The following is a 25,650-nucleotide window of genomic DNA, read 5'->3' as shown; positions in this document are numbered from 1 at the left end:
CATGTTCGAGACGCACGTCGACACGCTGTACCTCTGGGTCGGTCTGGGAACAGTGAGCGTGGCCGTCCTGGGAGTCGTCGTCGGCCTGCCGACGACCGCACCGCCGGACGCGACGGAGGCAGCGGCGACTATCGATGAGGTCACCACCAGCCCGTCCGGGTCTATTGCACACCGACGACTCATCGCCGAAGAGTGGGCGCTCGACGGCCGCGCAATCCGCCTTCGCAACGATGGTGGGACAGCCACCGCGCGGTTGGTTCGAGCGGCTGTTCCCGCACAGACTGACCGGCTACAGGCTGTAGTGAATGGGGAGCGGCCAAAGGCGGTGTACGACTCAGCAGGCGCGTTCCGTCGAGATACCCGTCAGGCTCGGGCCGCGGACAACAGGTGGCGACCGGCCCCCGACCGACTGACAGTCAGGCACGTCGCCTGGGGAGGGCTCGATGTCACCATTGTCGGATAAGGCGACGACGGAGCCGCTTGCCGCGCTCGTCGCTGTCTTCGCCGTCACGCTCGGCCTGGCGCTGTATGCCGGCGTGCTGAACGATGCGTTCGGCACGCTGGACGACGACCGCAACATCGCCACGCCGACCGCCGATGCTGTGGAACAGCGGCTCTCGTCAGCGGGCGTCGTTCAGCCCGAAAGACTCCACAACGCGCTCGATACGGTTCCGGCGAACTATCACGGGAACGCGACTATCACGGCGACGACCGGCGAGCGATGGAGTCGCGGCCGGAAGCCACCGAACAGCGCCGACACCGAAACCAGAACCGTGAGCGTGCGAGTCAGACCAGGGACGGTCCGGCGTGGAACGCTCACCACGCGGGTGTGGCGATGACCCGAGCAATGAGCACCGTCGCCGACGTGACGGTTTTCCTCCTACTCGTTGGAGTGGCCGCGGGAACAATCGTGGGCGGCATCGGTGTCGATAAGCCGGCGGCGATGACAAATCCTGCAGCCGAGCAAGCGTCGACGCTAGCGACGAGTACCGCGAGCGTCGAGTACGACCTGGTCGTCCCAGCGTCAGATCGCCGCAAGCCACCGGACCACGCCACGCGGCGACAGCGAACGAGTCACGGGACCGTCGCGGAACTGCTCGGCGAAGCGGCGATGAGTGGCGTCATCGTCGACGGAAAGCGGCTGTCGGCCGCCGGCACGGACTTCGAATCGAAAGTCAGGTCGACGACGCGTGACAGGCTCCACAGCCGGGGACACAAAACGTCTGTCCGTGTCACCTGGTCGCCGTATCCCGGTGCGCCAGTCAAAGGCGAGTACCGCGTCGGCGACCGGCCGCCCGATACCGTTGACGTTCGGGCGGCAACGGTGACGGTCCCGAGCGGGATGGAGAACGTCTCGGAGCCAGCCCGTGAAGCGGCGAGAATAAACGGCTACGACGGCACGGCGACGGTCGTGGCCCGGAGCGTCATCGACGGGCTGTTCCCGCCGGCGCAGTCGCGGTACGCCCTCCGCGGCGACTACCCCTCGGACGTGCTGATGACGGCACGGTACGAGCGCACGGCCGACTTGACGGGGGCGAGCGTTGCCGTTGAGCGGCAATCGACGACAGAAATGAACCGCGACCTGACCGCGGCGCTCGCCGCCCGGCTTCGGACCGACATGCGGTCGCAGTACAACTCGCCAGCAGACGCCGCTCGCGCCGTCCGAACGAGCCGTGTTCGCGTGACGGTCCGGACGTGGTCGCCGTGAGAGACGATACCCGCGGCCGGGTTCCGTTCGCGTTGCTCGGCGTCCTCTTGCTGGTGAGCAGCCTCACGCTGGCCCCGACGTTCGTCAGCGAGCCGGCCCCGAGCGAGACGGCGGTCGAGCAGGCGCTGAATCAGGCGACAGCGGAGACACAGGTCGCCATGCGGGACGGGGTTTCGACAGCCGGTCGGCAGGCAGCGGCGAATCCGGTCGTCACGCCGGCCGACACACCCCCCGGTCAGGTCCTGAACGACTCGACGGCGTTCCGCGACTCGCTCAGAATCCGTGCCTACCTCCGGATCGCGGATCGTCTAGAGGCGGTATCTACCCGGAGCGGTGACGTGACGGTGACCGCGAGGCTGCCAGCGGTCACGAACGCGAGTGATCTCCGGGCGGCGAAACACCGCGTCTCGGTGGAACGCGCCGGACCGAACGAGACTGCACTGCGAGCGACGGTCGAGAATATCGTGCTGACGGTTCGGCGCAACGGTGTGGTGGTCTCGACGCGGCAGGTTTCGCCGACCGTCGTCGTCCCGGCGCAGGCGCTCATGCTTCACGATCAGGTGTCGACCTACCAGACGCGGCTGAATAACGGCCTGGACAGGCCGGGGCTGAGCCGGCGGATGACGGCCCGGCTGTACCCGATGGCGTGGACGAGGGGATACGCACAATACGGCGGTGCAGGCATCGAGAACGTCGTCGCGAATCGGCACGTCTCGCTGGCGACGAACGGTGCACTGCTCGGCGTCCAGCGGTCGACCTTCGGCCGGAGCGACCCGGCCGGTCGCCGTGCCCTGACAGAGGCGACAGCGATGACGGGGATCGAGGACCTAGTGCGGGGTAGCCAGGGGACAGCGTACTCGAGTGCAGTGCTCGATCAAGCCCAGTACAAACCGGTCAGCGAGACGCCGCCACGTCTGAAATCCACAGCCAGTCCGAGCCCGGAGGACTCGATGACCGTCGGTGTCAACGGGACGGCCGACACCGCGTTCCGGTCCGTCACCGAACCGTCGACGCTCAACGAGACTCTTGAACACGCGTACACCGTCGAGGTAGCCCTGGAAGCCGACGAGCACCGGCTGGGCGGGGGACCGCCGGGCAAGCCGCCCTCACCGGGCCCCGAGTGGACGCTGGTCGCCGACCGGATGCCCACCTCTGTGGAGACGGTCGGGAACGCCAGCGGAAGTGTTGCGACGCCGGACGGCTGGCACGCGGTCGAGACGTTCAGCCGGACCGTCGAGCGCCAGTACACGCGGACCGCCGTCTGGCAGAACGGTGCGGACCGCCGACGCACCACCGCGTCGAGCACCGCGCGCTATCGCGTAACCGTCGCCGTCGTCGGCCGTCACCACGGCCGTTCGCCGGCACCGAACCGCACAATCCGGACCGCACACGACGCCAGCGCAAGTCCGCTGAACGGGTCGAACCTCGCCGACGTGAAGCCGAAAGCGATGGACACGCTTGTCGACCACGCTGGGGGGCGAGACGAAACCGCCGAGCGGGTCGTCGACGACAGCCTGGGCCGGACGGAGGCGACAGTAACGGCCGACCAACCGCCAGAACTGCACGACTGGGCGTATCGGGACCTGATGGGCCTTCGAACGGCGGTCCGCAACACGACGGTCACCGTCGAGCGCGGACGCGTCGGAACCTTCGAGACGAATCCACCGCGGGTACTCCGAGAGCGGGTCGCACAGCGCCGTGCCCGCCTCGCAGCCGTGCCGGACACCTACGACAGCACGGCCCAGAAGGCACGCGTGGCGGCCCGGCTGACCTATCTGAATGCAGTGTCGGCGGAGTTGGAGGAGCAGGCCTCGGCACGGGACGGCAACCGGGAGCGAATCGACGCGCAGCTAACGGAGCGCACCGAAGGGTCACTGCGTGACCTCCGCAAAGGGTTAACCGCCCGCGAGACGGCCGTCCCGCGGTCACGCCCGGTGCCAGTCAGTCCGGCCGGCCCCGTCAGAACGCGGATCGATACGCAGACCCCGTATCTGACGCTCGCCGAACTAGATGAGAGCCGATATCGCGCTCTCGACGGGCGCGAACACCCGCTGGTGGCGCGGAACACGAACGTGTTTACGGCCCCATACGGTGACGCCGCCGATGCCGTCGTTGACGGTGCGTTCGAAGGCGGCGACAGAGTACGCCTCGCAACGGCGGCGAACACACTCGCGGCCGCGAACGAGACCCTCGAAACCGAGTCAAGCTCGACGCTCGCCGCGGAACGCGACGCTCTCCAGCGAGAGGTACGGGCGGCAAACGGGGAGATGACGACCCAACTCCGGCAGTCAATCCACCGTCAGACCGACGCCGAAGCGGAAGCGAGCAAGGTCATCGTAACCGAGGGGATATCGGCGTGGGAGACACCGGAAGCCAGGGCGCAGGCGCTGACGAACGGTTCTGCCCAAGGACGAGTCGCCCGCGTCGCCGGGAACCGGCTGAACCTCACGCGAATCGAACGCGACCGGCTCCGCCTGACGCTGCTCTCGGTCGACACGCCAGCGACCAGACCGACACTGCACTCGACGAACGGGACAGCCTCGGCAGTCCGGACCGTCGCGAGGGACGAGCTGAGCAGCGCGCTGGCCGACAGCGGCAAAAAGAAGGCCCAACAGATCGCGAAGAATCGCCTCGGGACGGACAGGCTCCCGGCGGGACTACCGCTGGCACCGCCGGCTACCCCCTGGTACGCGACGGTGAACATCTGGTGGGTGACCGTCGAGGGCGAGTACGCCAGGTTCGCCGTCTCTGCGAGCCACGGCCCGCCGAGCGAGCCCGGCGCGCGGACCACTTACGCACGCGACGGCCACAACGTCACGCTCGACGTGGACGACGACGGAACGGCTGAACGATTGGGTACCGCGGACCGGGTCTCGTTCAGAGCCGATACTGGCGTTGCCGTCGTGGTGCCGCCCAAACCGCGCGGAGTCGGTGACAAGGGTGGCAACGCTGTGGAGGAATCGAGCGGGTGGCCGGACGCAGGCACCTGAACTCGGACCGCATAACCGAAGTAAAATACCCCGGGGCCGTACCGATGCCCATGCTTCGAGGCGAGTTTCCGGACGCGGGCGAGCAGTCCCCCGAGGAGTTACTGGCGGCCTACGGCACCGTGCTGGCCGAGACAGTCGAGACAGTCAGCGTCGAGGAAATCGCCGCCGAGACCGATCTCGACCAGGCGACTGTAGCAGCGTTCGCGGACGGCGATATCGCCGACCGGACGCTTTCGGAGGCGGTTGCCGTGCTGGCGACCGACCCGAACCGACCGGATGGCGACGCGTTGCAGGCCGAGGCGCAGGACATCCTCCTGATGGGGATGACGACAGCCGTGATGGACGTGGAATCGCTGGCCTCCGGCATCGATGACGAACTGGAGCCGAAGGAGATCCAGCAGAAGATCGAGGGCAGATACCCGGTGACACTGGCCGAGTACGCCCTCCTGCACAGCTACATCGAGGGGGAGAAGCGGTGACGGAACGCGTCGCCATCCTAGGCTGTGGCTACGTCGGCTTGGAACTCGGACGGCAGTTGCGGAGCAGCCACGAGGTCGTGGGCGTTCGCCGGTCCGACGACGGCATCGCAGCTATCGAGAACGCCGGCTTCGAAGCGGTCCGGGCCGACGTGACCGACCCCGAGTCGCTGTCGGCGGTGCCGGATGTCGACTGGCTCGTCTTCGCCGCGAGTTCCGGCGGCAGGGGAGCTGAGGCCGCCCGCGAAGTGTACGTTGAGGGACTCCGGACGGCAATCGACCACTTCTGGTCGCGGGCGGACCCGCCCGAGCGACTGGTGTACACCTCCAGCACCGGCGTCTACGGCGACCACGACGGCGCGTGGGTTGACGAGGAAACGCCGCTGGACCCACAGACAGAGAAGACCGAAGTGCTGGCCGAGGCGGAGCGCGTGGCCCGGGAGCGCCCCGTTGAACATGGCGGCCACGGCGCAGTCGCTCGCTTCGCCGGCCTGTACGGTCCGGACCGCTACCGACTGGAGCGGTATCTGGAGGGACCGGTGACGGCCGGCTACCTGAACATGGTCCATCGGGCTGACGCGGCTGGCGCGGTGCGACACCTGCTGACCGAGAATAATCGCGAGGAGATCGTCCTGGTCGTCGACGACGAGCCGGTCGAGAAGTGGGCGTTCGCCGACTGGCTGGCCGAACAGTGCGACGTCTCGTTCCCGCCAAAACAGACGACAGAGGAACGGCTGGCCGACGATAGCCTCTCGGAGACGGCGAAGCGCCGCATCCAGACGAGCAAGCGATGTTCGAACGACCGTCTCCGGGAACTGGGCTATGAATTCGAGTACCCGACGTTCCGGGACGGGTACCGCGACGCCGTCCGGGAATACCGGCAAAACTGACGCTTTCGGGGCGAACTTTATTACTGATAGGCTGGCGAACAGCGAGGTATGACACGCGTTGCCGCCGGCGGGCTGCAGGTCAACGCCGCCGCGGCGTACGCTAGCGAGAACCCCCTGTTGGTCGCTGGTGTCGCTGTGGCGCTTCTCGCCCTCCTCGGTGCCGGCATCTGGTTACGTCGGTATCTCAGCCGGACGCCCGCAGAGCGGTTGCGTCGGACGCTGACCGACTACGACCGGATCGCGGTGTTGATGCACCCGAACCCGGACCCGGACGCGATGGCCTCCGCGCTGGCCGTCAACCAGCTCGTCGCCGGCACCGACACGTCGGCGTCGCTGCTGTACTCCGGCGAGATACGCCGCCCCGAGAACCGGGCCTTTCAGACGGTCTTGGACCTGGATTTCGGTCACGTCGAGACTGCCGAGGACATCGACGCGGAGGCGGTCGTTCTCGTCGACCACAATACTGCACGTGGTTTCCCCGGTGCCGGGGATATCGAGCCGGTCGCAGTCATCGACCACCACCCCGGCGACGGCACCGGCGAGGCGTTCACCGACGTGCGGTCCGATTACGGGGCCTGTGCGACCATCTTCGCGAGCTACTTCAATCAGTTGGAGTTCGAGTTCAGCGACACGCAGGGAACCGCGAGTCTCGACGTCGACGCGGCACCGGCAGAAACCATCCCCTGTGCGCTCGCGACGGGGCTGATGTACGGTATCCAGTCGGATACCCGCTCGCTGACAAACGGCTGTAAGTCCGAGGACTTCGCGGCCGCCGCGTTCCTCTACGACGGGATGGACAGCGACCTGCTCAACCGCATCGCGAACCCCCAGGTCGACGCCGAAGTGCTCGACGTGAAATCCCGGGCCATCGGGAAACGAGAGGTGCGAGCGCCCTACGCGTTCAGCGACGTGGGTGAGGTGTCGAACACGGACGCGATTCCGCAGGCCGCGGACGAACTGGAGACGCTGGAAGGCGTCTCGGCGGTCGTCGTCGTCGGCGAGAAGGAAGGGACTATGCGCATCGCCGGGCGCTCGCGGGACGACCGCGTCCACATCGGCCGGGCGATAGAGGCCGTCGTCGACGATATCCCGATGGCTGAGGGCGGCGGCCACGCTCGGATGGGCGGCGGCAAGGTCCCGGTCGAACACATGGCCGGCCTCGGCCCCAGCGACGGCGTCTCGCGCGAAGACTTCCGTGAACGGGTGTTCGATGCCATGAGCGGCGAACTGTAACAGGGCTGGAACACAATCGCCGCACGCGGTGAATCTCTGGCCTTTTGTCACTCCCCGACCAACAGTCGGTATGGCCACACGGGAGGCGACCTGGGCGTACCGGGACGACCACGACGAGTTCGCGCGCACGTTCTACCGACGGTTCGGCGACGGCGTCGTCTCCAGCATCGGTATCGGCACGTATCTCGGCGACCCGACGGACGAGCGGGACGCGAGCTACCACGACGCAATCGTCACGGCGCTGGAATCCGGCATCAACGTCGTCGACACGGCGATAAACTACCGTCACCAGCGCTCCGAGCGGGTCGTCGGCGACGCCGTCGCGGACGCCGAGGTGGACCGCGAGGCTATCGCCGTTGCGACGAAGGGCGGCTTCATCCCGTTCGACGGGGAGCGTCCGGCGGACCCCGGCGCGTTCGTCCGTTCGGAGTACCTCGACACCGGCATCGTCGACCGCGACGACCTCGTTGCCGGCCAGCACTGCATCGCGCCCGACTACATCGACGACCAGCTCGACCGCTCGCTTACGAATCTGGAGCTGGACACCATCGATCTCTACTACGTCCACAATCCGGAAACGCAACTGAAAACGAACTCCCGTGAGGAGGTGTACGACCAGCTAGAGGCGACCTTCGAGCAACTGGAAGAGCGCGCTGCAGCCGGCGACATCAAGCACTACGGCGTCGCGACGTGGGAGGCATTCCGCGTGGCCGCCGACCACGACAGCTACCTCTCGCTTCCCGAGGTCGTCGAGCGCGCACGCGCCGCGGCAGAGACGGTCGGCAACGCGGCGACACATCTCCGCGCGATTCAACTGCCGTTCAACGTCGCGATGGCCGACGCGTTCACGGTCAAGTCCCACGACGGCGCGGAGGGGCCGCAGTCGGCGCTGTGGTTCGCTCACGAGGCCGGGCTGGACGTGTTCACCAGCGCGTCCATCATGCAAGGACAGCTAGCTGCAGCGGTCCCGGAAGACGTAGCCGCGAAGCTCTCGGGTGAGACGAGCGCACAGCGCGCCATCAACTTCGCACGCAGCGCGCCGGGGGTGACCTGCTCGCTGGTCGGGACTGGGTCGGTTGAGCACGCCCAAGAAAACGTCGATGCGGGTCGATACGAACCGCTCGGTGCTGACGCGTTCGACGCCGTCTTCGAGTAGCTAGCTGAGCTCTTTCCACTCGCTGCCACACTCGGGGCAGACGCGTACTTTCCCGACCTCGTCCGGGTCGTTCTCCGTCGCGAGCGGCTCGTCACAACTGGTACAGGAGAGCCGTCCGTAGTTGTCCTTCTCGACGTCGCCGGCTCGGAGGGCCTTCCTCACTGAGTCCATACCTGCCAGTGTGCTACCCGCGTGTAAAAACCCCGTGGCGGCGTTCCGGAACGTTGTTCAGGTTTTCCGACCTATCGCCGGTCGTGTCCCGTCGCCGCCTCTTTGGATCGCTACTGGGAATGGTGTTCTGCATCAACCTCGCCAGAGTCGTCTTTGCACCCCTTATCGAGCCGATCCGGGCGACGACGGGTGCGTCTGATGCGACGCTCGGACTGCTCGCAACGATGGTCTGGGCCGGGAGCGCCCTCCCGCGGCTACCCACCGGCGTCCTGTTGACCCGGATATCGCGGGCCAAGGTCATCTTCGGCTCCGGCGTCGTGCTGACGGTCGGGACGACGTTCACCGCGCTCGCGTTCGACCCGACGCTGTTGCTCGTCGGCGCGTTCGCCATGGGGCTGGCGAGCGGCGTCTACCTGACCGCGGCGAATACGCTGGTCAGCGAGCTGTTTCCCGACCGGCCCGGCCGCGCGCTCGGGCAACACGGCGTCGCCGCCCAGCTCGCCGCCGTCGGCGCGCCCGCGCTCATCTCGTTCGTGCTCATCGTCGGAACGTGGCGGACCGCACTGCAGGGGATAGCGGTCGCTGCGGGACTGGTAACTGTCGCTTTCACGCTCATCGCGAGACGCTCAACACTACCCGACGCCGGGAGCGAAGACAGCGACCTGCTCGGCGCGGCGCGCGCCCAGTGGCATATCATCGTCACCAGCGTCGCCACCATCGGCGTCGCGGGACTGGTCTGGAACGGGCTGTTCAACTTCTATGTCACCTACGCCACGAGCGTCGGCCTGTCCGCGGGATCTGGTCGGACGCTGCTCTTGCTCGCGTTCGGAGCCGGCGTGCCGGCCTTCTACGTCAGCGGTCGACTGGCCGACCGCCTCCCGTCGATTCCGTACCTCCTGACGATCCTGGCGACCTTTACCGGCTGTGTGCTGGTACTCCCGTCGCTGACCGGCTTCTGGTCGCTGGCCGCGTTCAGCGTCGTCGTCGGCTACGTCATCCACAGCATCTTCCCGGCGGTAGATGCGTACCTGCTGGGCTCGCTCCCAGATCGCCACCGCGCGAGCGCCTACGCCACCTACGGCGCGGGGATGATGCTAATGCAGGCCCCCGGGAGCGCGCTCGTCGGGAGCCTACTGGACGCCGGCGTCACGTTTCCGACGCTGCTTCGCGGCATGGGGCTGGCGTTGCTCGTCGTCCTCGTCGCGATGGTGTCGCTGCACCTCGACGGCCGGCTCCCGAGCGCCGCCCGAGCCTAAAGGCTGAAGCCGCTCCGTGCCGCGTCCCCTGTATGGACCTGCCACCGGACGAGCTGGCCGGCGTCGTCGACCTCTTCGGTTCGCTCACCAGAGCCGAACTCGTCGACGCTTGTGGCGAACTCGCCTTCAAGCAGGGCATCGACGCCGACCCGGACGCGGTCGTCGCAGCCATTGACGACGCTATCGACTCGTACCACCTCGTCGCCGTCGACGGCCACGCCGCAGACACCGACGAGACGCTGCTGGTGGTCGGCCCCGTCGCGTTCCCGGCTCTGCCCGACGGCGCGGCCGATCTCCCGCACATCATGGACGTACCGTCCCGCGACCTTGCGCGCGACGCCGTCATCGAGGCCGTCAAGTCCCGCTTCCGAGAAGACGCGGTAATGGCAGTGAAGAACAGCGACGAGGACCGCGTCGAGACACTGCTTGACGTGAGCTACGACATCGAAGCCTGGGAGAGCGTGGAGATGGACGGCCTCCGCGACCGTCTGGACGACATGTGAGCCCGGTTCCCGTATTCTACACTATTAAAGCAGATAGTTCGCGGGAGTGAGCCACCCGAATTAAGACGGCCCGTCACCTACCATGAGCTATGCAGTTCGACCGGGTCGCGGCTCACGAGCCAGTCGTCGTGGACGACGAGCCACAGGAGGCTGCCGTCATCGCCCCGGTCGTCACACAGCCCGAGGGCGAGGCGATACTGTTCACGAAACGAGCTGACCACCTGTCGGACCACCCCGGGCAGATGTCGTTTCCCGGCGGCGGCCGCGAACCCGAGGACGAGGACCTGCTGCGGACGGCGCTCCGTGAGGCTAACGAGGAGATCGGGCTCGATCCGATGGCGGCCAACGTTGTCGGGCGGCTGGACGACATCAGAACCATCACGCGCTACTCCGTACGCCCGTTCGTCGGGCGGATTCCGGACCGCGACTATCTGCCCTCGGACGAGGAAGTCGCGGAGATCGTCACCCTGCCCGTTTCGGAACTGACGAACCTGGACAACTACGAGTCCGAGCACCGCGATCACCCCCACTACGGCGAGATACGGCTCCACTTCTTCTACGTCGACGGCTACACCGTCTGGGGCGCGACGGCGCGGATGCTCGTCCAGTTGCTCGAACTCTCGACGGACTGGCGGATGCCGCCCGAGCCGGACCGGTATATGGGGCCGGACGACGACCTGCCGCCGAGCGTGCGCGACGAGGTTGAGTAAGCCAGAGCCCCTTACAGGTCGAGAGCGACAGGATTTTGCGACCCCGAGACCTTGGTCGCGTACTGGATGACCACGCTTACCGGTGCGACACTGGCGGCCGCCGGCATCGACGCGGTGGCGCTCAAGCCGACAGAAATGGACTTGTCGCGAGCGGCGGACCTCGACATCGGGACGCTCGCAATCGACTACGAGGGGGCGACCCACGTCCCGGCGACGGACATTATCGAGCGACTGGCGTCGACCGCCGACGTGCGCGTCACCACGCCAGTTCGAGCCGACGGCTTCGACCCGCTGGGCGACGACAGCAGATTCGACGCGTTGCCGGCCGGTGCGGGACACGTACTGGTCGCCGGCCACAGCGCGTATCTCTCAGAGAACGAGGCCGCGCGGGCCGTCGCACCGCGGTTGCGGGCGGCCGTCGACGACACCAGCGACCCCTGGGTCGGTACCGAGGGCATCGAGCGCCTCGCGCTGGCGGTCGGCGGCACGCAGTACGAACTCCTCTCACGGACGACGGCTCGCGACGTGCAGACGCTCCGAACGGCCGGCTTCGAGGGTTCGATCGCCGTCTACGCCCCGCTCGTGCTCTCGAACAGCGAGGACGCGATGCTCGACGCTGTCGGCGACTACGCGGCCCGACGTGGCCCGGTCCGGAACGCACTGCCCGAGGGCGCGCCGACGGACAGCCGTGCGACGGGTCGGGCCAGGGACGTACTCAAACAGGCCATCCGCGACTACGCGCTCGTCGGCTCCGTCGAGACGGTCGCGGAGCGAACCGAGCGGCTCCACGACATCGGCGTCGACACTATCGTCGGCTATCCGGCGCGTGGGCTCGACCCCTTCCTTTCGTAAATGAACGTCGCCGTCGTCGGCGGCGGGGCCGTCGGTCTGTCGACCGCAACAGCACTGGCCCGCCGCGGCGCGTCGGTGACAGTATTCGAACGCGACGCCCTCGGGAGCGGCGCGAGCGGCCGCGCCGCCGGCCTCTGCTACGACGCCTTCGCCGACGACGTGGACGCGGCCGTCGCCGCGAACGCGATCACTCGCTACCGCGACCTGGACCTGTTCGAGCCCCAGCCCTACGTCTGGGTCGCGCGCGACGAGAGCGACGCCGCGGCCGTCCGCGAGCAAATCGCGGGGATGCAGCGAAACGGCGTCGCGGTCGAGGCGCTCACGCCGGCGGAACTCGGCGACCGCTACCCGGCGCTGGGCAATAGCGGCATCGAGGTGGCCGGCCTCGCCCGCGACGCCGGCGTGCTCGACCCGGATGCCGTGGTGGCCACGCTCGCCGAGCGGGCCCGCGACGCGGGCGCAACCGTCGAGACGCACGCGCCGGCGTCGCTCGCCTCGCCGACGACCGTCGAAACGCCGGATGGAGCGCGGACGTTCGACGCGGTGGTCGTCGCAGCCGGCCCGCAGACGAAGCCGCTCGTCGCCGACGTCGACGTTTCGCTCGCGCTGAAGGCCTACCGGGCGCAGGCGCTCGTGACCGAGCCGGTCGACGCCGCGTTGCCATCGTTCTACGACGCGACGCGGGAGTTCTACTGGCGGCCGAAGGACGACGCGATACTGGTCGGCAATGGCGCACACGAGGTCGACCCGGCGAACTGGAACCCGGAGGCGGACGCCGAGTTCGTCACGCGGAGCCTCGACCGCGTCGAGCAAACGGTGGCGCTCAGTCCGACGTGTGCCCGGGCCTGGGCCGGCCTGTGTACCGCGACGCCGGACGGCGCGCCGCTGGCCGGGCAGGTCGCCGACGGACTCTGGGTGGCGACCGGCTGGCAGGGCCACGGGCTCATGCGCGCGCCGGCGATGGGCGACTTTCTCGCGGCGGACGTGCTCGGCCACCCGAACCCACACTCGGAACACCTGCCTGATCGCGTCGACCCGACGCGGTTCGACGGCTCTGAAGAATTCGCCGCACTGGACGACCCGACGCGTGGCTGGGACGTGTGAATTCGCTGTAAGAAGATGTATACACGCCGGTCAGGCGTCGTCGTCTTCGCCCTCGTCGGCTGATTCGGCCACGTCTTCGACATCGGCCGTTTCGCCCTCCGCGTCCGCTTCGCTCTCTTCGTCAGTCTCGCTGTCGTCGGTTTCAACGCTCACATTCGTCGTTTCGTCCTCTTCGTGGCCCGTCTCGGCTTTCGGGACGCGGACGTGGAGCGTGCCGTTGCTCTTGAGCGTGGCCTGGGCCGTCTCCGGGTCGACAGCGGCATCGCTCGGAAGGGTGACGCTCCCGTCGAGTGCGAGCCCGCGACCGGGATAGCGCATCTCGAAGCCCTCATAGAAGTCGCGGAAGCGGTCGATGCGGACCTCCACGCGGTCGTCGACGTACCGGACCTGAATGTCCGACGCCGTCGTACCCGGCGCGTCGAAGACGATGAGGTAGGCGTCATCCGACTCCAGCAGGTCGGACGCCAGTGGCTTGTTCTCCTGGACCCGGCCGGCGGCTCGACCGATGTTCTCGAAGATCGCGTCGCTGATAGAGGAGCCGATGTCCCGCATCATAGTTCCACTTCGTCGAGGCAGTCCGTCCCGCCACAGTACGGGCAGGAGAACGCCGCGAGTTCGACATCGTCCGGCATATCGTACGTGTAGTGCATCTCGAACATGTCGAGTTCGCAGCTGTCGTCCGTGCAGACGACCTCCATAGTGGCTGGCATACTATTCCGTTGGTCCGTCGGGGACAAACCCCTTACGGACGGGGAAGGGGTCACCCACTGCCTGCCAGTCCTAACATTGATGCCGCCGCCGCCGTACTCGGGTGTATGAGTGAACGCGTCCTCGGGGTGGATTTCAGCGGCGCAGCGACCGCTGGCGACGCGCTCTGGGTCACCGAAGCGATACCGACAGGAGACGGACTGAAGATTCAGCGGTGCTACCGCGGGACCGAGGAGTGGGGCCGGGACCGCGAGACAGTCCACGCCGGCCTCGTCGACCGGATCACGGACGGCGATATCAGAACGGTCGGACTGGATTTCCCGTTTAGCCTCCCCCAGGAACTCCTTGATGCACAGTGTGGGGGTACCTGGTCGGGCTTCGTGGACTGGCTGGCAAGCGGCAGCGGCCCGACCGACCCGGGGTCGCTCTCCGAAGCCTGCCGGCACACCGCGGAGATGGCGACCGGCAGCCGGGACCTGCGCCGGGAGACGGACTTCCGCCGCGGGGCGCTGTGTCCCTACACGAATCGGACGCGCAGCATGACCTTCTACGGCGTCCGTGACGTACTCGGGACACTGCGGGACGACGACGGCACGGCCGTCGTGCCGATGCAGGGCTGGGACGCCGACACGCTCGTCGCCGAGGTCTACCCCGCCGCGACGTTCGGCTGGCTGGGCTGCTACCGCGAGGGGTACAAGAACGTCGACGACCCCCGACAGCGCCGGGCGGAAAACGTCGCGGCGGTCGAAGCCTGCAGCGTCACCGTCGACGAGCACCGCGACACCTACCTCGGGAACCACGACGCGCTGGACTCGCTTGCTGCCGTGGTTTCGGCGGGCCGATTAGCCGACGGAACCAGACCGCCCGCAACCGGCCCCGAGAGCGAAGGCTGTATCTACGTCTGACGGCGCAGTGGCGTCACTGTCTCCGGGCCGAAGCCCGGCATATATCAGTTTCCGGACCAACTACCGTCTATGCCTGACGACCAGGGCGGCTTCGAGGGCGTCCGCGAGAACGTCGACGGCCACCCGATGGTCAACCTCGTCGGCTACGCCACGCCCTACTGGCTCCGGCTGCTTGTCGGCATTCTGGCGGCGTTCTGCACCCGGTTCGCCCGCCTCGTGCCGCCGATAATCGTCGCCGCAGCCATCGACCGGGTCGTCCTCAGCAGCGGCGAACCGGGGCTGCTGACCGACGCCGGCCTGTTGCCGCCTGGCGAAATCGTTGGTGAGGCCGCCCGTATCGCGTTCCTCCAGCGGCTCGTCGTCATCGCAGCCATCGCCTACCTGCTCCGGTCGGCGGCGCGTTTCGCCTCCAGATATCTCCTGCAGTCGAGCGCCCAGAAGATACAGCGGGACCTCCGGAACGATACCTACGACCACCTCCAGCACCTTTCGCTGTCCTTCTTTGCGAACCACCAGACCGGCGGGATGATGTCGATACTCAACAGCGACATCAACCGCCTGGAGTCGTTCCTCAACACGGAGTTCCGCCAGATGATTCGGGTGGTGGCCACCGTCGGCGGGATCGCGGTCATCCTCTACACCTACTCGCCGAAACTGGCGCTCATCGCGCTCGCGCCGGTCCCGGTCATCGGCGTCGCCAGCGGCTTCTTCCTCACGTGGATCGAGCCACGGTATCGCTCTATCCGCCAGACGGTGTCGCGCCTCAACACGCGGCTGGAGAACAATCTCAGCGGCGCGCCGGTCATCAAGGCCTTCGACCGGTACGACTTCGAGCGTGAGCGGGTGACAGATCAGAGTCAGGAGTACCACGACGAGAAGGTCGCCGCCCTGCGCATCCGCCGGGCCTTCTTCGCCGGCCTTCGGCTGCTGACCGGTATCGTATTCGTCCTGATTCTGTACGTCGCCGGGATGGATTTCATCACGAACCCGCAGGGCGAGGCGGCGCTGTCGGCGGGGGCCTTCACCGCCTTCTTCCTCTACATCCGCCGGCTGTACTCGCCGATGCGCCGGGTCGGGAAGTCGGCCAACAAGTATCAGCTCGCCAAGTCAAGCGCCGAGCGCGTGTTCGGCCTGCTGGGCCAGGAACCGGAAGTCACCGACCCCGAAGACCCGTACGAACCCGAGCGCATCGACGGGTCAGTCGAATTCGACGGCGTGACCTTCGGCTACGGCGACGAACCGCCGGTGGTTCGGGACGTATCGCTGGACGTGCCCGACGGGGCGACAGTCGGCCTCGCTGGGGCGACCGGAGCCGGCAAGTCCACCCTGCTGAAACTGGTGCCGCGATTCCACGACGTGGACGAGGGCACGGTCCAAGTCGACGGCGTCGACGTGCGCGAGTACGGCCTCCAGAGTCTCAGAAGCGAAATCGCCATCGTGGAGCAGCAGCCGTACCTGTTCTCGGGGACGGTGGCCGAGAACATCGCTTACGGCGACCGCGAGGTGCTTGATGCCGAGCAGGCGGACAGCGAGGCGCGAGAGACTGGCTGGGAGACAGCCCGCGACCGCGTCCGCGAAGCGGCGGAAGCCGCACAGGCCCACGAGTTCATTCAGGACCTGCCGGAGGGGTACGACACCCAGATCGGCGAGCGCGGCATCAAGCTCTCGGGCGGCCAGCGCCAGCGGGTCGCCATCGCCCGTGCCCTGCTGAACGACCCCGAAATCATCATCTTCGACGAGGCGACCAGCGACGTTGACACCGAGACGGAGGACCGCATCCAAGAGAGCATCGAGCAACTGGTCGCCGACCGCACTGCCTTCGTCATCGCCCATCGCCTCTCCACGATCCGGGACGCGGACCGCATCGTCGTGATGGACGACGGGGAAATCGTCGAACGCGGCAGCCACACCGACCTGCTCGCGGCCGATGGCGACTACGCCGACCTCTGGCACGCCCAGGCCGACGACCGGGCGGTCAGCGCCGACGACTGAGCGTGTGTGGTTCGGTGACGACTTATCACCCACCCAACACGCCCATTAGGCCCCCATTCGTGTGTCAGCTATGGACACGGAACCGGCGGCGCTGGGCCGCATCCGAGCCGTCGCCCACCTATTAGACGAGAGCATCCGCGTGCCCGGGACCTCGTTCCGGGTCGGCATCGACCCGATAGTCGGCCTGCTCCCGATCGCAGGCGACCTCGCGACTGCGGTGTGTTCGCTGTACATCGTCGCTGAAGCCGTGCGACTGGGCATCCCAAAACGCACCGTGGTCAGGCTGCTCGCGAACATTGCGGTGGACGCCGCACTCGGGAGCGTTCCGATGGTCGGCGACCTCTTCGACGCCTACTGGAAAGCAAACGTCAAGAACGCCGAACTGATCGCCACCGCGGTTTCGGATAGATAGTCGTCCACGGCGGCCGTATTCAGTTGGACGGTCATTTTCACGGGCGTTCGATCACCGCGGGACTGCGCTGGCGTGTCCTCTAACACGGCACCCGACTCGGCTCCGGGCCGGTGTGGACATCGACGGACGGGGCACGGACCGGTCGCCACCCGCGCTATCGCACGTCCCAGGGACGACTGCGACGGGTGGGGCAGATGGGCCGGTGACCGGTGTTTGCGTCGCCGCGACTGCCCGCAAGCCGTCAGTTCACTGGGATTTTTGTTCGTCGGAGCCTTTGTGAGCGCATGGCAGACGTGCCACGGCTTCTGAGCACGCAGCACCCGGACAACGCCACGCTTCCCTTCTTCACCGCCGGCGACGTCATCGAGGGCGAGGACGAGATTCAGGAGGCGTACTACGTCGCGTCACATCTCGGCTGTGACGAGCAGATGTGGGATTTCGAGGGGAAAGAAGGCGACGAGTACGCCGTCAAGAAGCTCCTGTCGCGGTACGACAACTTCTTCGCCGACACGCGGCTGGGCGAGGACTTCCGGTTGACCGTTCGCGGACCAAATCCGGACGTCGAGGCGTCTGAGGCGAAGGTGCTGCTCGAAATTCTCGAGAGTATCCCGCGGTCGTTCGACGCCGCTCGTCTGTTTGCAGCGGACCACGGTATCGAGGTCACGCCGCCGATTTACGAGGTCATCATCCCGATGGTAACAGACGCCGACCAGATCAACGCTGTCCACGAGTACTACACGTCGTACGTCACAGGCAAGGCGGATGAACTCGTGTGGGGCAACCGGACGGTCAGCGACTGGGTCGGTGAGTTCCAGCCCGACAGTATCAACGTTATCCCCCTCATTGAACAGCGCGACGCCATGCTCCGGGCCGACGAGATCGTCCGCGAGTACGCGACGGCGCAGGACCTCGACAGCGTCCGGGTCTTTCTCGCTCGCTCGGACCCCGCGCTGAACTACGGGTCGTTGGCTGCCGACCTCATCAACAAAATCGCGCTTCAGCGGTTGTATCAGACCGCCGAAAAGATAGACATCGACATCCATCCAATGCTCGGCAGCGGGTCGGCGCCGTTTCGTGGGAATCTGACGCCGGACCGCGCAGCGGCAGTCGCCGACGCGTACGCCGAGGTGGAGACGTTCACCATCCAGTCGGCGTTCAAATACGACTACCCGGTCGAGACCGTCCGTGACGGGCTCGAGACGCTGAAAACAGCGGACCTCGGGGCGCCGCCGTCCGCCATCGACGAGGAGCGTGCGCTGTCGATTATCGACCGGACTGCTGACGCGTACACCGCTCAGGTCGACGCCATAGCGAAAACGGTCAATCGGTTGGCTACTGCGGTTCCGGACCGGCGGGCACGGAAACTCCACGTCGGTCTGTTCGGCTACTCACGAGAGGTCGGCGAGAACGCGCTTCCCCGGGCAATCGGCTACACGGCGTCCCTGTACAGCGTCGGCTGTCCCCCGACGTTGCTCGGCGTGCACGCGCTCGACGATGCTGACAGGGCATTCGTCGAGGACGCCTTTCCGGCCTTCTTCGACAACCTTCGCGACGCCGCTCGCTACTACAATCCGCGGTGTACGGACGTCCTTCCGCTGTCGGCGGACGCACTCGAAACCGCGACGGCGATGGTCGACGTGGCGCACAACGAGGAACACCGTGCAGCGACCGACGCAGCAATCGACGCGTTCGAGCGGGGCGACGAGGAGGCGCTCCGGACGGCAATCAGACGGGGCGCACGCGAGCGGCAGTTCCTGGGCTAATGCATCTCGGTCCCGAACCGCGAGAGTCCGGGGCGTGTTCGATTTCGTGAATCAGTCGATGGGCGCTCGTGTACTCTACTCGTCAGATCTGCGCACCCTATCGCGCTTCCATGGCCGCCCGGATAGCTGTCGCGCCTGTCGCCATGCTAATACTTAAACCGTAACATATCATTAATTAGTATGGATACTGATGACACGAAACATCGTTATTGTCGGCGCCGGTCGCGTTGGCAGGCACGTCGCGGAGCAACTCACGGCGGAGCGAAACGTGGTTACCGTCATCGAACAGGACCCGACAAACTGCGAACAGGTGGCTGCAACGGTGAATCGTGTTATCGAGGGAGACGGCTCGGACCCCGAGATCTTCGGGCAGATCGACCTGTCCGCAGTCGACGTTGTCGCGGCGCTCACCGATAACACCGACGTGAACCTCGACATCTGTGAAATGACGTCGGAGAAAAACGCAGATATCAAAACGATTCTTCGTATCGCACAGGACGGCGAGCAAGACCTCGCACACCGACACTTCGTCGACAGCGTCGTGTACCCCGCGGCGGCCGGGGCCGACGTCGCTCTGGACCGAATCACGTCTGCCTGATTGAATCAGAACGATACAGCGGGCGGGCGCCACAGAACGTGTTGAGACTGAGCGGCTCCATCCACGCCGCGTTCTTCGGTCTCTGCACAGACAGGCCATGGATAACCAGACACGGTTTTAGGCATCGAACGTCAAGCGACGGGTATGACTGACCCCGAGACGCTCGACGTGACCATCGTCGACGGCTACGTCGACGAGCCCGCACACTTCGGGGTGCCGCCGTACATCTCGACGTACCCGCGGTACGCCGCCGGCGCGCTCGTCGATGCCGGCGTCCCCCGCGAGCAGATAACGTATCACACTATCGACGAACTCCGAGAGGACAACGCTGTCTGGCGGGACATCGAGGCCGCCGACCTCATGGTGTACGTCGGCGGCATGACCGTCCCCGGCAAGTACGTCGGCGGGACGCCGGCCGAACCCGACGAGGTGCGCGAACTCGCCTGGACGGCCAACGGCACGTCCATTATGGGCGGCCCCGTCCGCTTCGGCGTCGGCGAGGCAAACGAGGGCGCGAGCGAGACAGCGCGTGACGACCTGGACTTCGACTTCCTGGCGATGGCGGACGTCGAGGCGGCGGTGTTCGACCTCGTGGAGTCCGGCCTGGAGGGGTTCAACGACCGCTACCGGGACATCGAGGAGGAGACGCGCTGGGCTCGTTCCGGTGCCTTCATCGTCGAACAGCACCCGAACCATCCCGACTACCTCATCTGCGAGATGGAGACCTCCCGGGGCTGTCCGTACCGGTGTTCCTTCTGCACGGAGCCGATGTACGGCAACCCGGACTTCCGGCCCCCAGAGAGCGTCGTCGACGAGGTCGACGCCCTCTCTGACCGCGGCGTGAAGCACTTCCGCTTGGGCCGGCAGGCCGACATCCTGGCCTACGGCGGCGACGGCGAAGCACCGAACCCCGACGCCCTGCGGCGGCTCTACGGCGGCATCCGCGAGGTCGCGCCGAATCTGGAGACGCTGCATCTCGACAATATGAACCCCATCACGGTCGTGAAGTGGCCCGAAAAGGCCCGTGAGGGGATCCGCATCATCGCCGAGCACAACACGCCAGGCGACACGGCCGCCTTTGGCCTGGAGTCGGCCGACCCCGACGTGATGAGCGACAACAACCTCAACGTCACCGCCGACCAGTGTTTCGAGGCGGTGAAAATCGTCAACGAGGTGGGTGGGTGGCGTCCGGGGGGAGACAAGGATACCGCCCCCAACTTCGGCGACGACGCCGCCCGTCGGCTCCCCAAACTTCTGCCCGGAATCAACCTCGTCCACGGTCTGAAAGGCGAGACCCGAGAGACCTTCGAGCACAACAAGCGGTTCCTCCAGCGGGTCTACGACGAGGGACTGATGCTCCGGCGGGTGAACATCCGGCAGGTGATGGCCTTCGAGGGGACCGACATGGCCGACACCGGTGCGGAGATCGCCAAGGACCACAAGCAACTGTTCAAACAGTACAAACAGGAGGTCCGGGAGACCATCGACAACCCGATGCTCCAGCGGGTCGCGCCGCCGGGGACGATACTGCCCGACGTGCATCTGGAGTACCACCAGGACGGCAAGACATTCGGTCGCCAACTGGGGACCTACCCGCTCCTCGTGGGTATCCCGGGCGAGCGCGAACTCGGCAGCGTCGTCGACATCGCGGTCACCGACCACGGCTACCGGTCGGTCACCGGCGTCCCCTATCCGCTCGACCTCAACAGCGCATCGATGAACGAGCTCACCGCGATTCCCGGCATCGGCCGGAGCACCGCCGGCGACGTGGTGGTAAACAGACCCTACGAGTCGGTCGGGGACATCGACGTTGCATCCATCGAACGGTTCGCGACCGCCAAGTCACAGGAAGGCGCTGACTAACGGTCGGCTCGGTCCCGTCAGCGTATCGAACGGAAAGTACTTTTCACTCCGGGGACGACCAAGAGCGTATGACTGCGGTCGAGGTGAGCGTCGTTCTCCCTGCCTACAACGAGGCAGACACCATCGAGCAGACGGTCTCGATAACGCTGGAGACGCTCGCCTCGTTTCTTCCCGAAGACGCGTATGAAGTGATCGTCGCGGAGGACGGCTGCTCGGACCGCACGCCAGAAATCGCGACGCGACTCGCGGACGAGGACAGCCGGATCCGACACGTCCACAGCGACGACCGTCTCGGCCGGGGCGGCGCGTTAGAGTACGCCTTCGATCAGGCCGACGGCGAGACGCTGGTGTATTTCGATACGGACCTGGCGACGGATATGTCACATCTGGAAGAACTCGTCAACGCCGTCCGCGTCGACGGCTACGACGTGGCGACAGGGTCGCGCTGGATGCCCGAGAACCGCGCCGACAGACCCGCGAAGCGCGGGATTCCGAGCTTCGGCTACAACACGCTCGTCCGAACGGTCCTCCGGTCCGACCTCAAGGACCATCAGTGCGGATTCAAAGCCTTCGACCGGCAGGCACTGGAGGCACTGTTGCCCCTCGTCCAGGACGAGCACTGGTTCTGGGACACGGAACTGCTGGTGAAGGCCCAGCGCAACGGCTACCGGGTCAAGGAGTTCGCCGTCGACTGGACGCCGAAGGGCGATTCGAAGGTCGACATCGTCCGGGACGTGTTTGGCATGGGCAGTCAGATACTCCGGACCTTCTGGGAGCTGTCGGTTAGCCCCCGGATTACCCGCGAGGTATCGCTCGGCGCGGGGACGATGCTGGTCGTCGTTGCACTCCTGTTGATGACACAGTATCTCGACCCTGACCGCGTCCTCGCGGAGATGGCGGGCGCAGCACCGGAAATCGTCGCGCTGAGCGCCGTCGTCTATGCCGTCTCGTGGCCGCTTCGCGGTATTCGCTACCGGGACATCCTCGTCTCGATGGGGTATCGGGAGCGGTGGGGCTTCCTGACGGGGGCGATATTCATCAGCCAGACCGGGAACCTCGTGTTCCCGGCCCGGGCCGGCGACGCCGTCCGTGCGTACGTCATCAAGGCCCGCCGCTCGATTCCGTACCCCTCCGGGTTCGCCTCGCTGGCCGTCGAGCGGGTGTTCGACCTGCTAACGATCACACTGCTCGCCGGCGTCGTCATGATGGGGCTGGCCGTGACAGGATCGGCCGAGCAGTTGCTGACCGCACTGACGGGCGATACCATCGGTGGTGACGCGGCCAGCAGCGGACGAACGGCTGTCGCCGTGGCAGCCGGTGTCGGCCTCGCCGCTATCGGTGCCGTGGTGGCGATTGTCGCCAGCGCCCGCACTGACCGGAACTTCGTCCGGGCGGTCATCGGCCGACTGAGCAGCGACTCCTACGCCGACTACGTCGCCGGCGTCATCGAGCGATTCGTCGGGGACGTGCAAACCGTCGCCGCCGACGGGCCGGCCTTCGCCCGCGTCGGCGTGGGAAGCCTCCTCATCTGGACGTTCGACGTGATAACGGCCCTAATCGTCTTCGAAGCCTTCGGCTACGGCCTGACCCCGTCGCTGGTAGGCGTCGGCTTCTTCGCGGTCAGCGTGGGGAACCTCGCCAAAGTTCTGCCCCTGACGCCCGGCGGGGTCGGTCTCTACGAGGGCGCGTTCACCGTCATCGTCGCGTCGCTGACGCCGGTCGGCGTCGCCGCTGCAATCGGCGTCGCCATCGTCGATCACGCGGTCAAGAACGTCGTGACCATCATCGGCGGCGTCGCGTCGATGGCCTGGCTCAACGTCTCGCTGACGACCGCCGTCGAGGAGTCCCAGTCCGCCGAGGCCATCGAGCCTGAGACGAACGACTGATTCGGACTGTTGTCGCGGTTTACCGGTATGGCCGACCCGGGGGCCGACACTATCGGAAAGTTACCGGCAACAATCCGTGCTGTCACCCGTTTTGCAGCCGTCAGAATTCCGATAGTAACGGCCACCGAACGACCCGTTTTATTCGATACCCAGGTTGCCACCGGAGAAATATCCGATTTCGGTTATATGAATGGTCATGCGACTAATGCACAAACGTGGGTTTCGTGACGTGTATCGGCGGTCTCTATCACAATACCGGAATATTTTAATAACTTTCGTTCGAATACAGTGTTACCGACTGCCTCCGGGTTCTGTGATGTCTCTCGCCCGGTGAGCACCCGCCTTCGCAACCAATGAGTGAACACACACGGACGCGACAGCAGCGTGAGGAACAGACGACGGAGTCGACGGAATCGGAGAGCACAGCGTGCCCGGAGTGCAGTGGCTCGCTCGTTATCGACGACGAACACGGCGAAACGGTCTGTGAGGACTGTGGCCTGGTCGTCGAATCCGACGAAATCGACCGCGGCCCCGAGTGGCGTGCCTTCGACTCCAGCGAGAAAGACGAGAAGTCCCGCGTTGGCGCGCCGACGACGAACATGATGCACGACAAGGGGCTCTCGACCAACATCGACTGGCGCGACAAGGACGCCTACGGCAACTCCCTGTCGGGCAAACAGCGCCAGAAGATGCAACGCCTGCGCAAGTGGAACGAGCGCTTTAGAACTCGGGACTCCAAGGAACGCAACCTCAAGCAGGCCCTCGGTGAGATCGACCGGATGGCGTCCGCGCTTGGCCTGCCTGAAAACGTCCGCGAGACGGCCAGCGTCATCTACCGCCGCGCACTGGACGAGGATCTGCTGCCCGGGCGCTCCATCGAGGGTGTCTCGACGGCCTCCGTTTACGCCGCCGCGCGGCAGGCCGGCGTCCCGCGGAGCCTCGACGAAATCACCGAGGTCTCCCGCGTCGAGAAGAGCGAGATCGCCCGCACCTACCGCTACGTCGTCCGCGAACTCTCGCTCGAGGTTCGCCCCGCCGACCCCGAGAGCTACGTCCCGCGCTTTGCCTCCTCGCTGGAACTGTCCGACGAGGCCGAGCACCGCGCCCGCCAGCTCCTCCAGAACGCCAAAGAGCAGGGTGTCCACTCCGGGAAGTCGCCAGTCGGCCTCGCTGCCGCCGCGGTGTACGCCGCTGCCCTGCTGACCAACGAGAAAACGACGCAGGCCGCGGTGTCCGAGGTGGCCGACATCTCCGAGGTCACCATCCGCAACCGCTACCACGAACTGCTGGAAGCCGAACAGGACCTTCCAGTCGCATAAGCCCGCCCAGGCGTGAATAGGGGGCGACGAGAAGAGATTTTTTCACGTATCAGCCGCCCAGTGGGATGTCTCCCGACCGACAACCGCAAGACTAGAGTCGTCTCATCCGCTGGGACCGGTATGGAGACGACACACCGGGTTCGAACCGGTGACGCCCGCACGCTCGACTGTCCCGACGACAGCGTCGAACTGGTGGTCACGTCCCCCCCGTATCCGATGATCGAGATGTGGGACGACATCTTCACCGAACTGGACCCCGACATCGGTGAGGCCCTGGACCGCGGCGACGGCGACCGGGCGTTCACGCTGATGCACGACGTCCTCGATTCGGTGTGGGCGGAGATAGAGCGCGTGCTCGTCCCTGGCGGCATCGCCTGTATCAACGTCGGGGACGCGACGCGGTCGCTTTCGGACGGGTTCCGCTCCTATCCCAACCACGCCGAGATAACCGACCGGCTGACCGACCACGGGTTGCGTGCGCTGCCCGATATCCTGTGGCGCAAACCGACCAACAGCGGCGCGAAGTTCATGGGTTCGGGGATGGTCCCACCCAACGCCTACCCGACGCTGGAACACGAACACATCCTCGTGTTCCGCAACGGGGAGCGCCGCCGTCTCGAACCCGGTGCTGACCGCCGCTACGAGAGCGCGTACTTCTGGGAGGAGCGCAATGAGTGGTTCTCCGACCTCTGGGAACTTCCCGGCGAGACACAGGACCTCGACGACGGGCTCCGAGACCGTTCGGGTGCCTTCCCGCTGACCGTGCCGTACCGACTCATCTCGATGTTCTCGGTGTACGGCGACACCGTGCTCGACCCGTTTCTCGGCACCGGGACGACGACGCTGGCGTCGATGGTCGCGGGCCGGAACTCGGTCGGGGTGGACCGCGACCCGGACCTGCTGTCGGCGCTGGAAGACCGGGTCGCCACCGCCCCGGAACGCTCCCGGACCATCGCCCGTGACCGCCTCGCCGACCACCGCTCGTGGGTCGAGCAGCGACGGGCCGAGGGCAAGGAACCGGGTTACGAGGCCGAGCAGTACGACTTCGCCGTCAACACGAAACAGGAGCAACGGATTCAGTTCTACGCGGTCGAAGCCGTGACATCGACTGATGACGGCTTTCGGGCCGTCCACGAGCCGGTCGAGTAAGCACGG

Annotated in this window: 25 protein-coding genes; 22 read left to right on the top strand and 3 right to left on the bottom strand. The window is 66.4% G+C overall.

The genetic code is table 11. The features are described 5' to 3' along the window. The first annotated feature begins 1 nt into the window (after window position 1). The 8 genes from ACOZ4H_RS05750 to ACOZ4H_RS05715 all read left to right on the top strand — a co-directional run bounded on the left by ACOZ4H_RS05750 (window position 2) and on the right by ACOZ4H_RS05715 (window position 8,453). A complete protein-coding gene (locus ACOZ4H_RS05750) occupies window positions 2-463 on the top strand; it encodes a DUF7283 family protein (RefSeq protein WP_424328393.1) in 462 nt (153 codons plus the stop codon). Further along, on the top strand, window positions 444-839 hold the full coding sequence (locus tag ACOZ4H_RS05745; RefSeq protein WP_424328392.1) for a DUF7285 family protein: 396 nt from the start codon (window positions 444-446) through the stop codon (window positions 837-839). The genes ACOZ4H_RS05750 and ACOZ4H_RS05745 overlap by 20 nt, the downstream gene beginning before the upstream one ends. Window positions 840-847: 8 nt before the next feature. After that, a complete protein-coding gene (locus tag ACOZ4H_RS05740) occupies window positions 848-1,708 on the top strand; it encodes a DUF7284 family protein (protein ID WP_424328391.1) in 861 nt (286 codons plus the stop codon). Further along, entirely contained in the window at window positions 1,696-4,698 is a 3,003-nt protein-coding gene (locus tag ACOZ4H_RS05735) for a DUF7286 family protein (RefSeq protein WP_424328390.1), read from the top strand. Before ACOZ4H_RS05740 ends, ACOZ4H_RS05735 begins: the two co-directional genes overlap by 13 nt. Before the next feature lie 50 nt (window positions 4,699-4,748). Continuing rightward, window positions 4,749-5,177 (top strand): DUF5791 family protein, encoded by a 429-nt coding sequence (locus tag ACOZ4H_RS05730; protein ID WP_424330343.1) that lies wholly within the window; start codon window positions 4,749-4,751, stop codon window positions 5,175-5,177. Then, complete coding sequence (locus tag ACOZ4H_RS05725) at window positions 5,174-6,064, top strand: SDR family oxidoreductase (RefSeq protein ID WP_424328389.1); 891 nt, start codon at window positions 5,174-5,176, stop codon at window positions 6,062-6,064. The genes ACOZ4H_RS05730 and ACOZ4H_RS05725 overlap by 4 nt, the downstream gene beginning before the upstream one ends. A gap of 48 nt (window positions 6,065-6,112) precedes the next feature. Further along, window positions 6,113-7,297, top strand: a complete 1,185-nt coding sequence (locus tag ACOZ4H_RS05720) for a DHH family phosphoesterase (RefSeq protein WP_424328388.1) — start codon at window positions 6,113-6,115, stop codon at window positions 7,295-7,297. A gap of 70 nt (window positions 7,298-7,367) precedes the next feature. Beyond that, window positions 7,368-8,453, top strand: coding sequence for an aldo/keto reductase (locus ACOZ4H_RS05715; protein WP_424328387.1), 1,086 nt, complete (start codon window positions 7,368-7,370; stop codon window positions 8,451-8,453). On the opposite strand, the gene ACOZ4H_RS05710 is transcribed toward ACOZ4H_RS05715, so the two are convergent. Continuing rightward, window positions 8,454-8,624 (bottom strand): HVO_0758 family zinc finger protein, encoded by a 171-nt coding sequence (locus ACOZ4H_RS05710; RefSeq protein ID WP_424328386.1) that lies wholly within the window; start codon window positions 8,622-8,624, stop codon window positions 8,454-8,456. A gap of 119 nt (window positions 8,625-8,743) precedes the next feature. On the opposite strand from ACOZ4H_RS05710, the gene ACOZ4H_RS05705 reads away from it, so the two are divergent. The 5 genes from ACOZ4H_RS05705 (at window position 8,744) to ACOZ4H_RS05685 (ending at window position 13,049) form a co-directional block, all read left to right on the top strand. Beyond that, window positions 8,744-9,880, top strand: coding sequence for an MFS transporter (locus ACOZ4H_RS05705; protein ID WP_424330342.1), 1,137 nt, complete (start codon window positions 8,744-8,746; stop codon window positions 9,878-9,880). A gap of 32 nt (window positions 9,881-9,912) precedes the next feature. Further along, the gene (locus ACOZ4H_RS05700; RefSeq protein WP_424328385.1) at window positions 9,913-10,383 is read left to right on the top strand and encodes a DUF7109 family protein; all 471 of its coding nucleotides are present in this window, start codon (window positions 9,913-9,915) and stop codon (window positions 10,381-10,383) included. Between the two features lie 89 nt (window positions 10,384-10,472). Next, the gene (locus ACOZ4H_RS05695; protein WP_424328384.1) at window positions 10,473-11,093 is read left to right on the top strand and encodes an NUDIX hydrolase; all 621 of its coding nucleotides are present in this window, start codon (window positions 10,473-10,475) and stop codon (window positions 11,091-11,093) included. Window positions 11,094-11,159: 66 nt separating this feature from the next. Then, the gene (locus ACOZ4H_RS05690; protein ID WP_424328383.1) at window positions 11,160-11,945 is read left to right on the top strand and encodes a DUF7388 family protein; all 786 of its coding nucleotides are present in this window, start codon (window positions 11,160-11,162) and stop codon (window positions 11,943-11,945) included. Beyond that, window positions 11,946-13,049, top strand: a complete 1,104-nt coding sequence (locus tag ACOZ4H_RS05685) for an NAD(P)/FAD-dependent oxidoreductase (RefSeq protein ID WP_424328382.1) — start codon at window positions 11,946-11,948, stop codon at window positions 13,047-13,049. It begins immediately after the preceding gene. 30 nt (window positions 13,050-13,079) lie between these two features. Here the strand turns inward: ACOZ4H_RS05685 and ACOZ4H_RS05680 are convergent, their stop codons facing one another. Continuing rightward, complete coding sequence (locus ACOZ4H_RS05680; protein WP_424328381.1) at window positions 13,080-13,604, bottom strand: Hsp20/alpha crystallin family protein; 525 nt, start codon at window positions 13,602-13,604, stop codon at window positions 13,080-13,082. After that, the gene (locus tag ACOZ4H_RS05675) at window positions 13,601-13,759 is read right to left on the bottom strand and encodes a DUF7559 family protein (protein ID WP_004517194.1); all 159 of its coding nucleotides are present in this window, start codon (window positions 13,757-13,759) and stop codon (window positions 13,601-13,603) included. Before ACOZ4H_RS05675 ends, ACOZ4H_RS05680 begins: the two co-directional genes overlap by 4 nt. A 105-nt stretch (window positions 13,760-13,864) precedes the next feature. Here ACOZ4H_RS05675 and ACOZ4H_RS05670 point away from each other — a divergent pair, with 105 nt between their 5' ends. The 9 genes from ACOZ4H_RS05670 (at window position 13,865) to ACOZ4H_RS05630 (ending at window position 25,644) form a co-directional block, all read left to right on the top strand. Next, the gene (locus tag ACOZ4H_RS05670) at window positions 13,865-14,662 is read left to right on the top strand and encodes a DUF429 domain-containing protein (protein WP_424328380.1); all 798 of its coding nucleotides are present in this window, start codon (window positions 13,865-13,867) and stop codon (window positions 14,660-14,662) included. 69 nt (window positions 14,663-14,731) lie between these two features. Continuing rightward, window positions 14,732-16,654 carry an ABC transporter ATP-binding protein gene (locus tag ACOZ4H_RS05665; RefSeq protein WP_424328379.1) on the top strand — a complete coding sequence of 641 codons (1,923 nt, stop codon included), beginning with the start codon at window positions 14,732-14,734 and terminating at the stop codon, window positions 16,652-16,654. 70 nt (window positions 16,655-16,724) lie between these two features. Further along, the gene (locus ACOZ4H_RS05660) at window positions 16,725-17,066 is read left to right on the top strand and encodes a DUF4112 domain-containing protein (protein ID WP_424328378.1); all 342 of its coding nucleotides are present in this window, start codon (window positions 16,725-16,727) and stop codon (window positions 17,064-17,066) included. Window positions 17,067-17,350: 284 nt separating this feature from the next. Continuing rightward, window positions 17,351-18,829 (top strand): phosphoenolpyruvate carboxylase, encoded by a 1,479-nt coding sequence (gene ppcA, locus ACOZ4H_RS05655; protein ID WP_424328377.1) that lies wholly within the window; start codon window positions 17,351-17,353, stop codon window positions 18,827-18,829. 190 nt (window positions 18,830-19,019) lie between these two features. After that, on the top strand, window positions 19,020-19,427 hold the full coding sequence (locus ACOZ4H_RS05650; RefSeq protein WP_424328376.1) for a potassium channel family protein: 408 nt from the start codon (window positions 19,020-19,022) through the stop codon (window positions 19,425-19,427). A gap of 144 nt (window positions 19,428-19,571) precedes the next feature. Beyond that, window positions 19,572-21,290: a radical SAM protein gene (locus ACOZ4H_RS05645; protein WP_424328375.1), complete on the top strand. Its 1,719-nt coding sequence runs from the start codon at window positions 19,572-19,574 to the stop codon at window positions 21,288-21,290. Between the two features lie 68 nt (window positions 21,291-21,358). Continuing rightward, window positions 21,359-23,176: a flippase-like domain-containing protein gene (locus tag ACOZ4H_RS05640; protein ID WP_424328374.1), complete on the top strand. Its 1,818-nt coding sequence runs from the start codon at window positions 21,359-21,361 to the stop codon at window positions 23,174-23,176. 353 nt (window positions 23,177-23,529) lie between these two features. Continuing rightward, entirely contained in the window at window positions 23,530-24,495 is a 966-nt protein-coding gene (locus tag ACOZ4H_RS05635; protein ID WP_004591241.1) for a transcription initiation factor IIB, read from the top strand. Window positions 24,496-24,615: 120 nt separating this feature from the next. Continuing rightward, window positions 24,616-25,644, top strand: coding sequence for a DNA-methyltransferase (locus ACOZ4H_RS05630; RefSeq protein ID WP_424328373.1), 1,029 nt, complete (start codon window positions 24,616-24,618; stop codon window positions 25,642-25,644). Window positions 25,645-25,650: the final 6 nt, after the last annotated feature.

The organism is Haloarcula amylolytica, assembly GCF_049705545.1.
GTDB lineage: Archaea > Halobacteriota > Halobacteria > Halobacteriales > Haloarculaceae > Haloarcula > Haloarcula amylolytica_B.
This window is presented reverse-complemented; position numbering and strand designations above follow the sequence as displayed.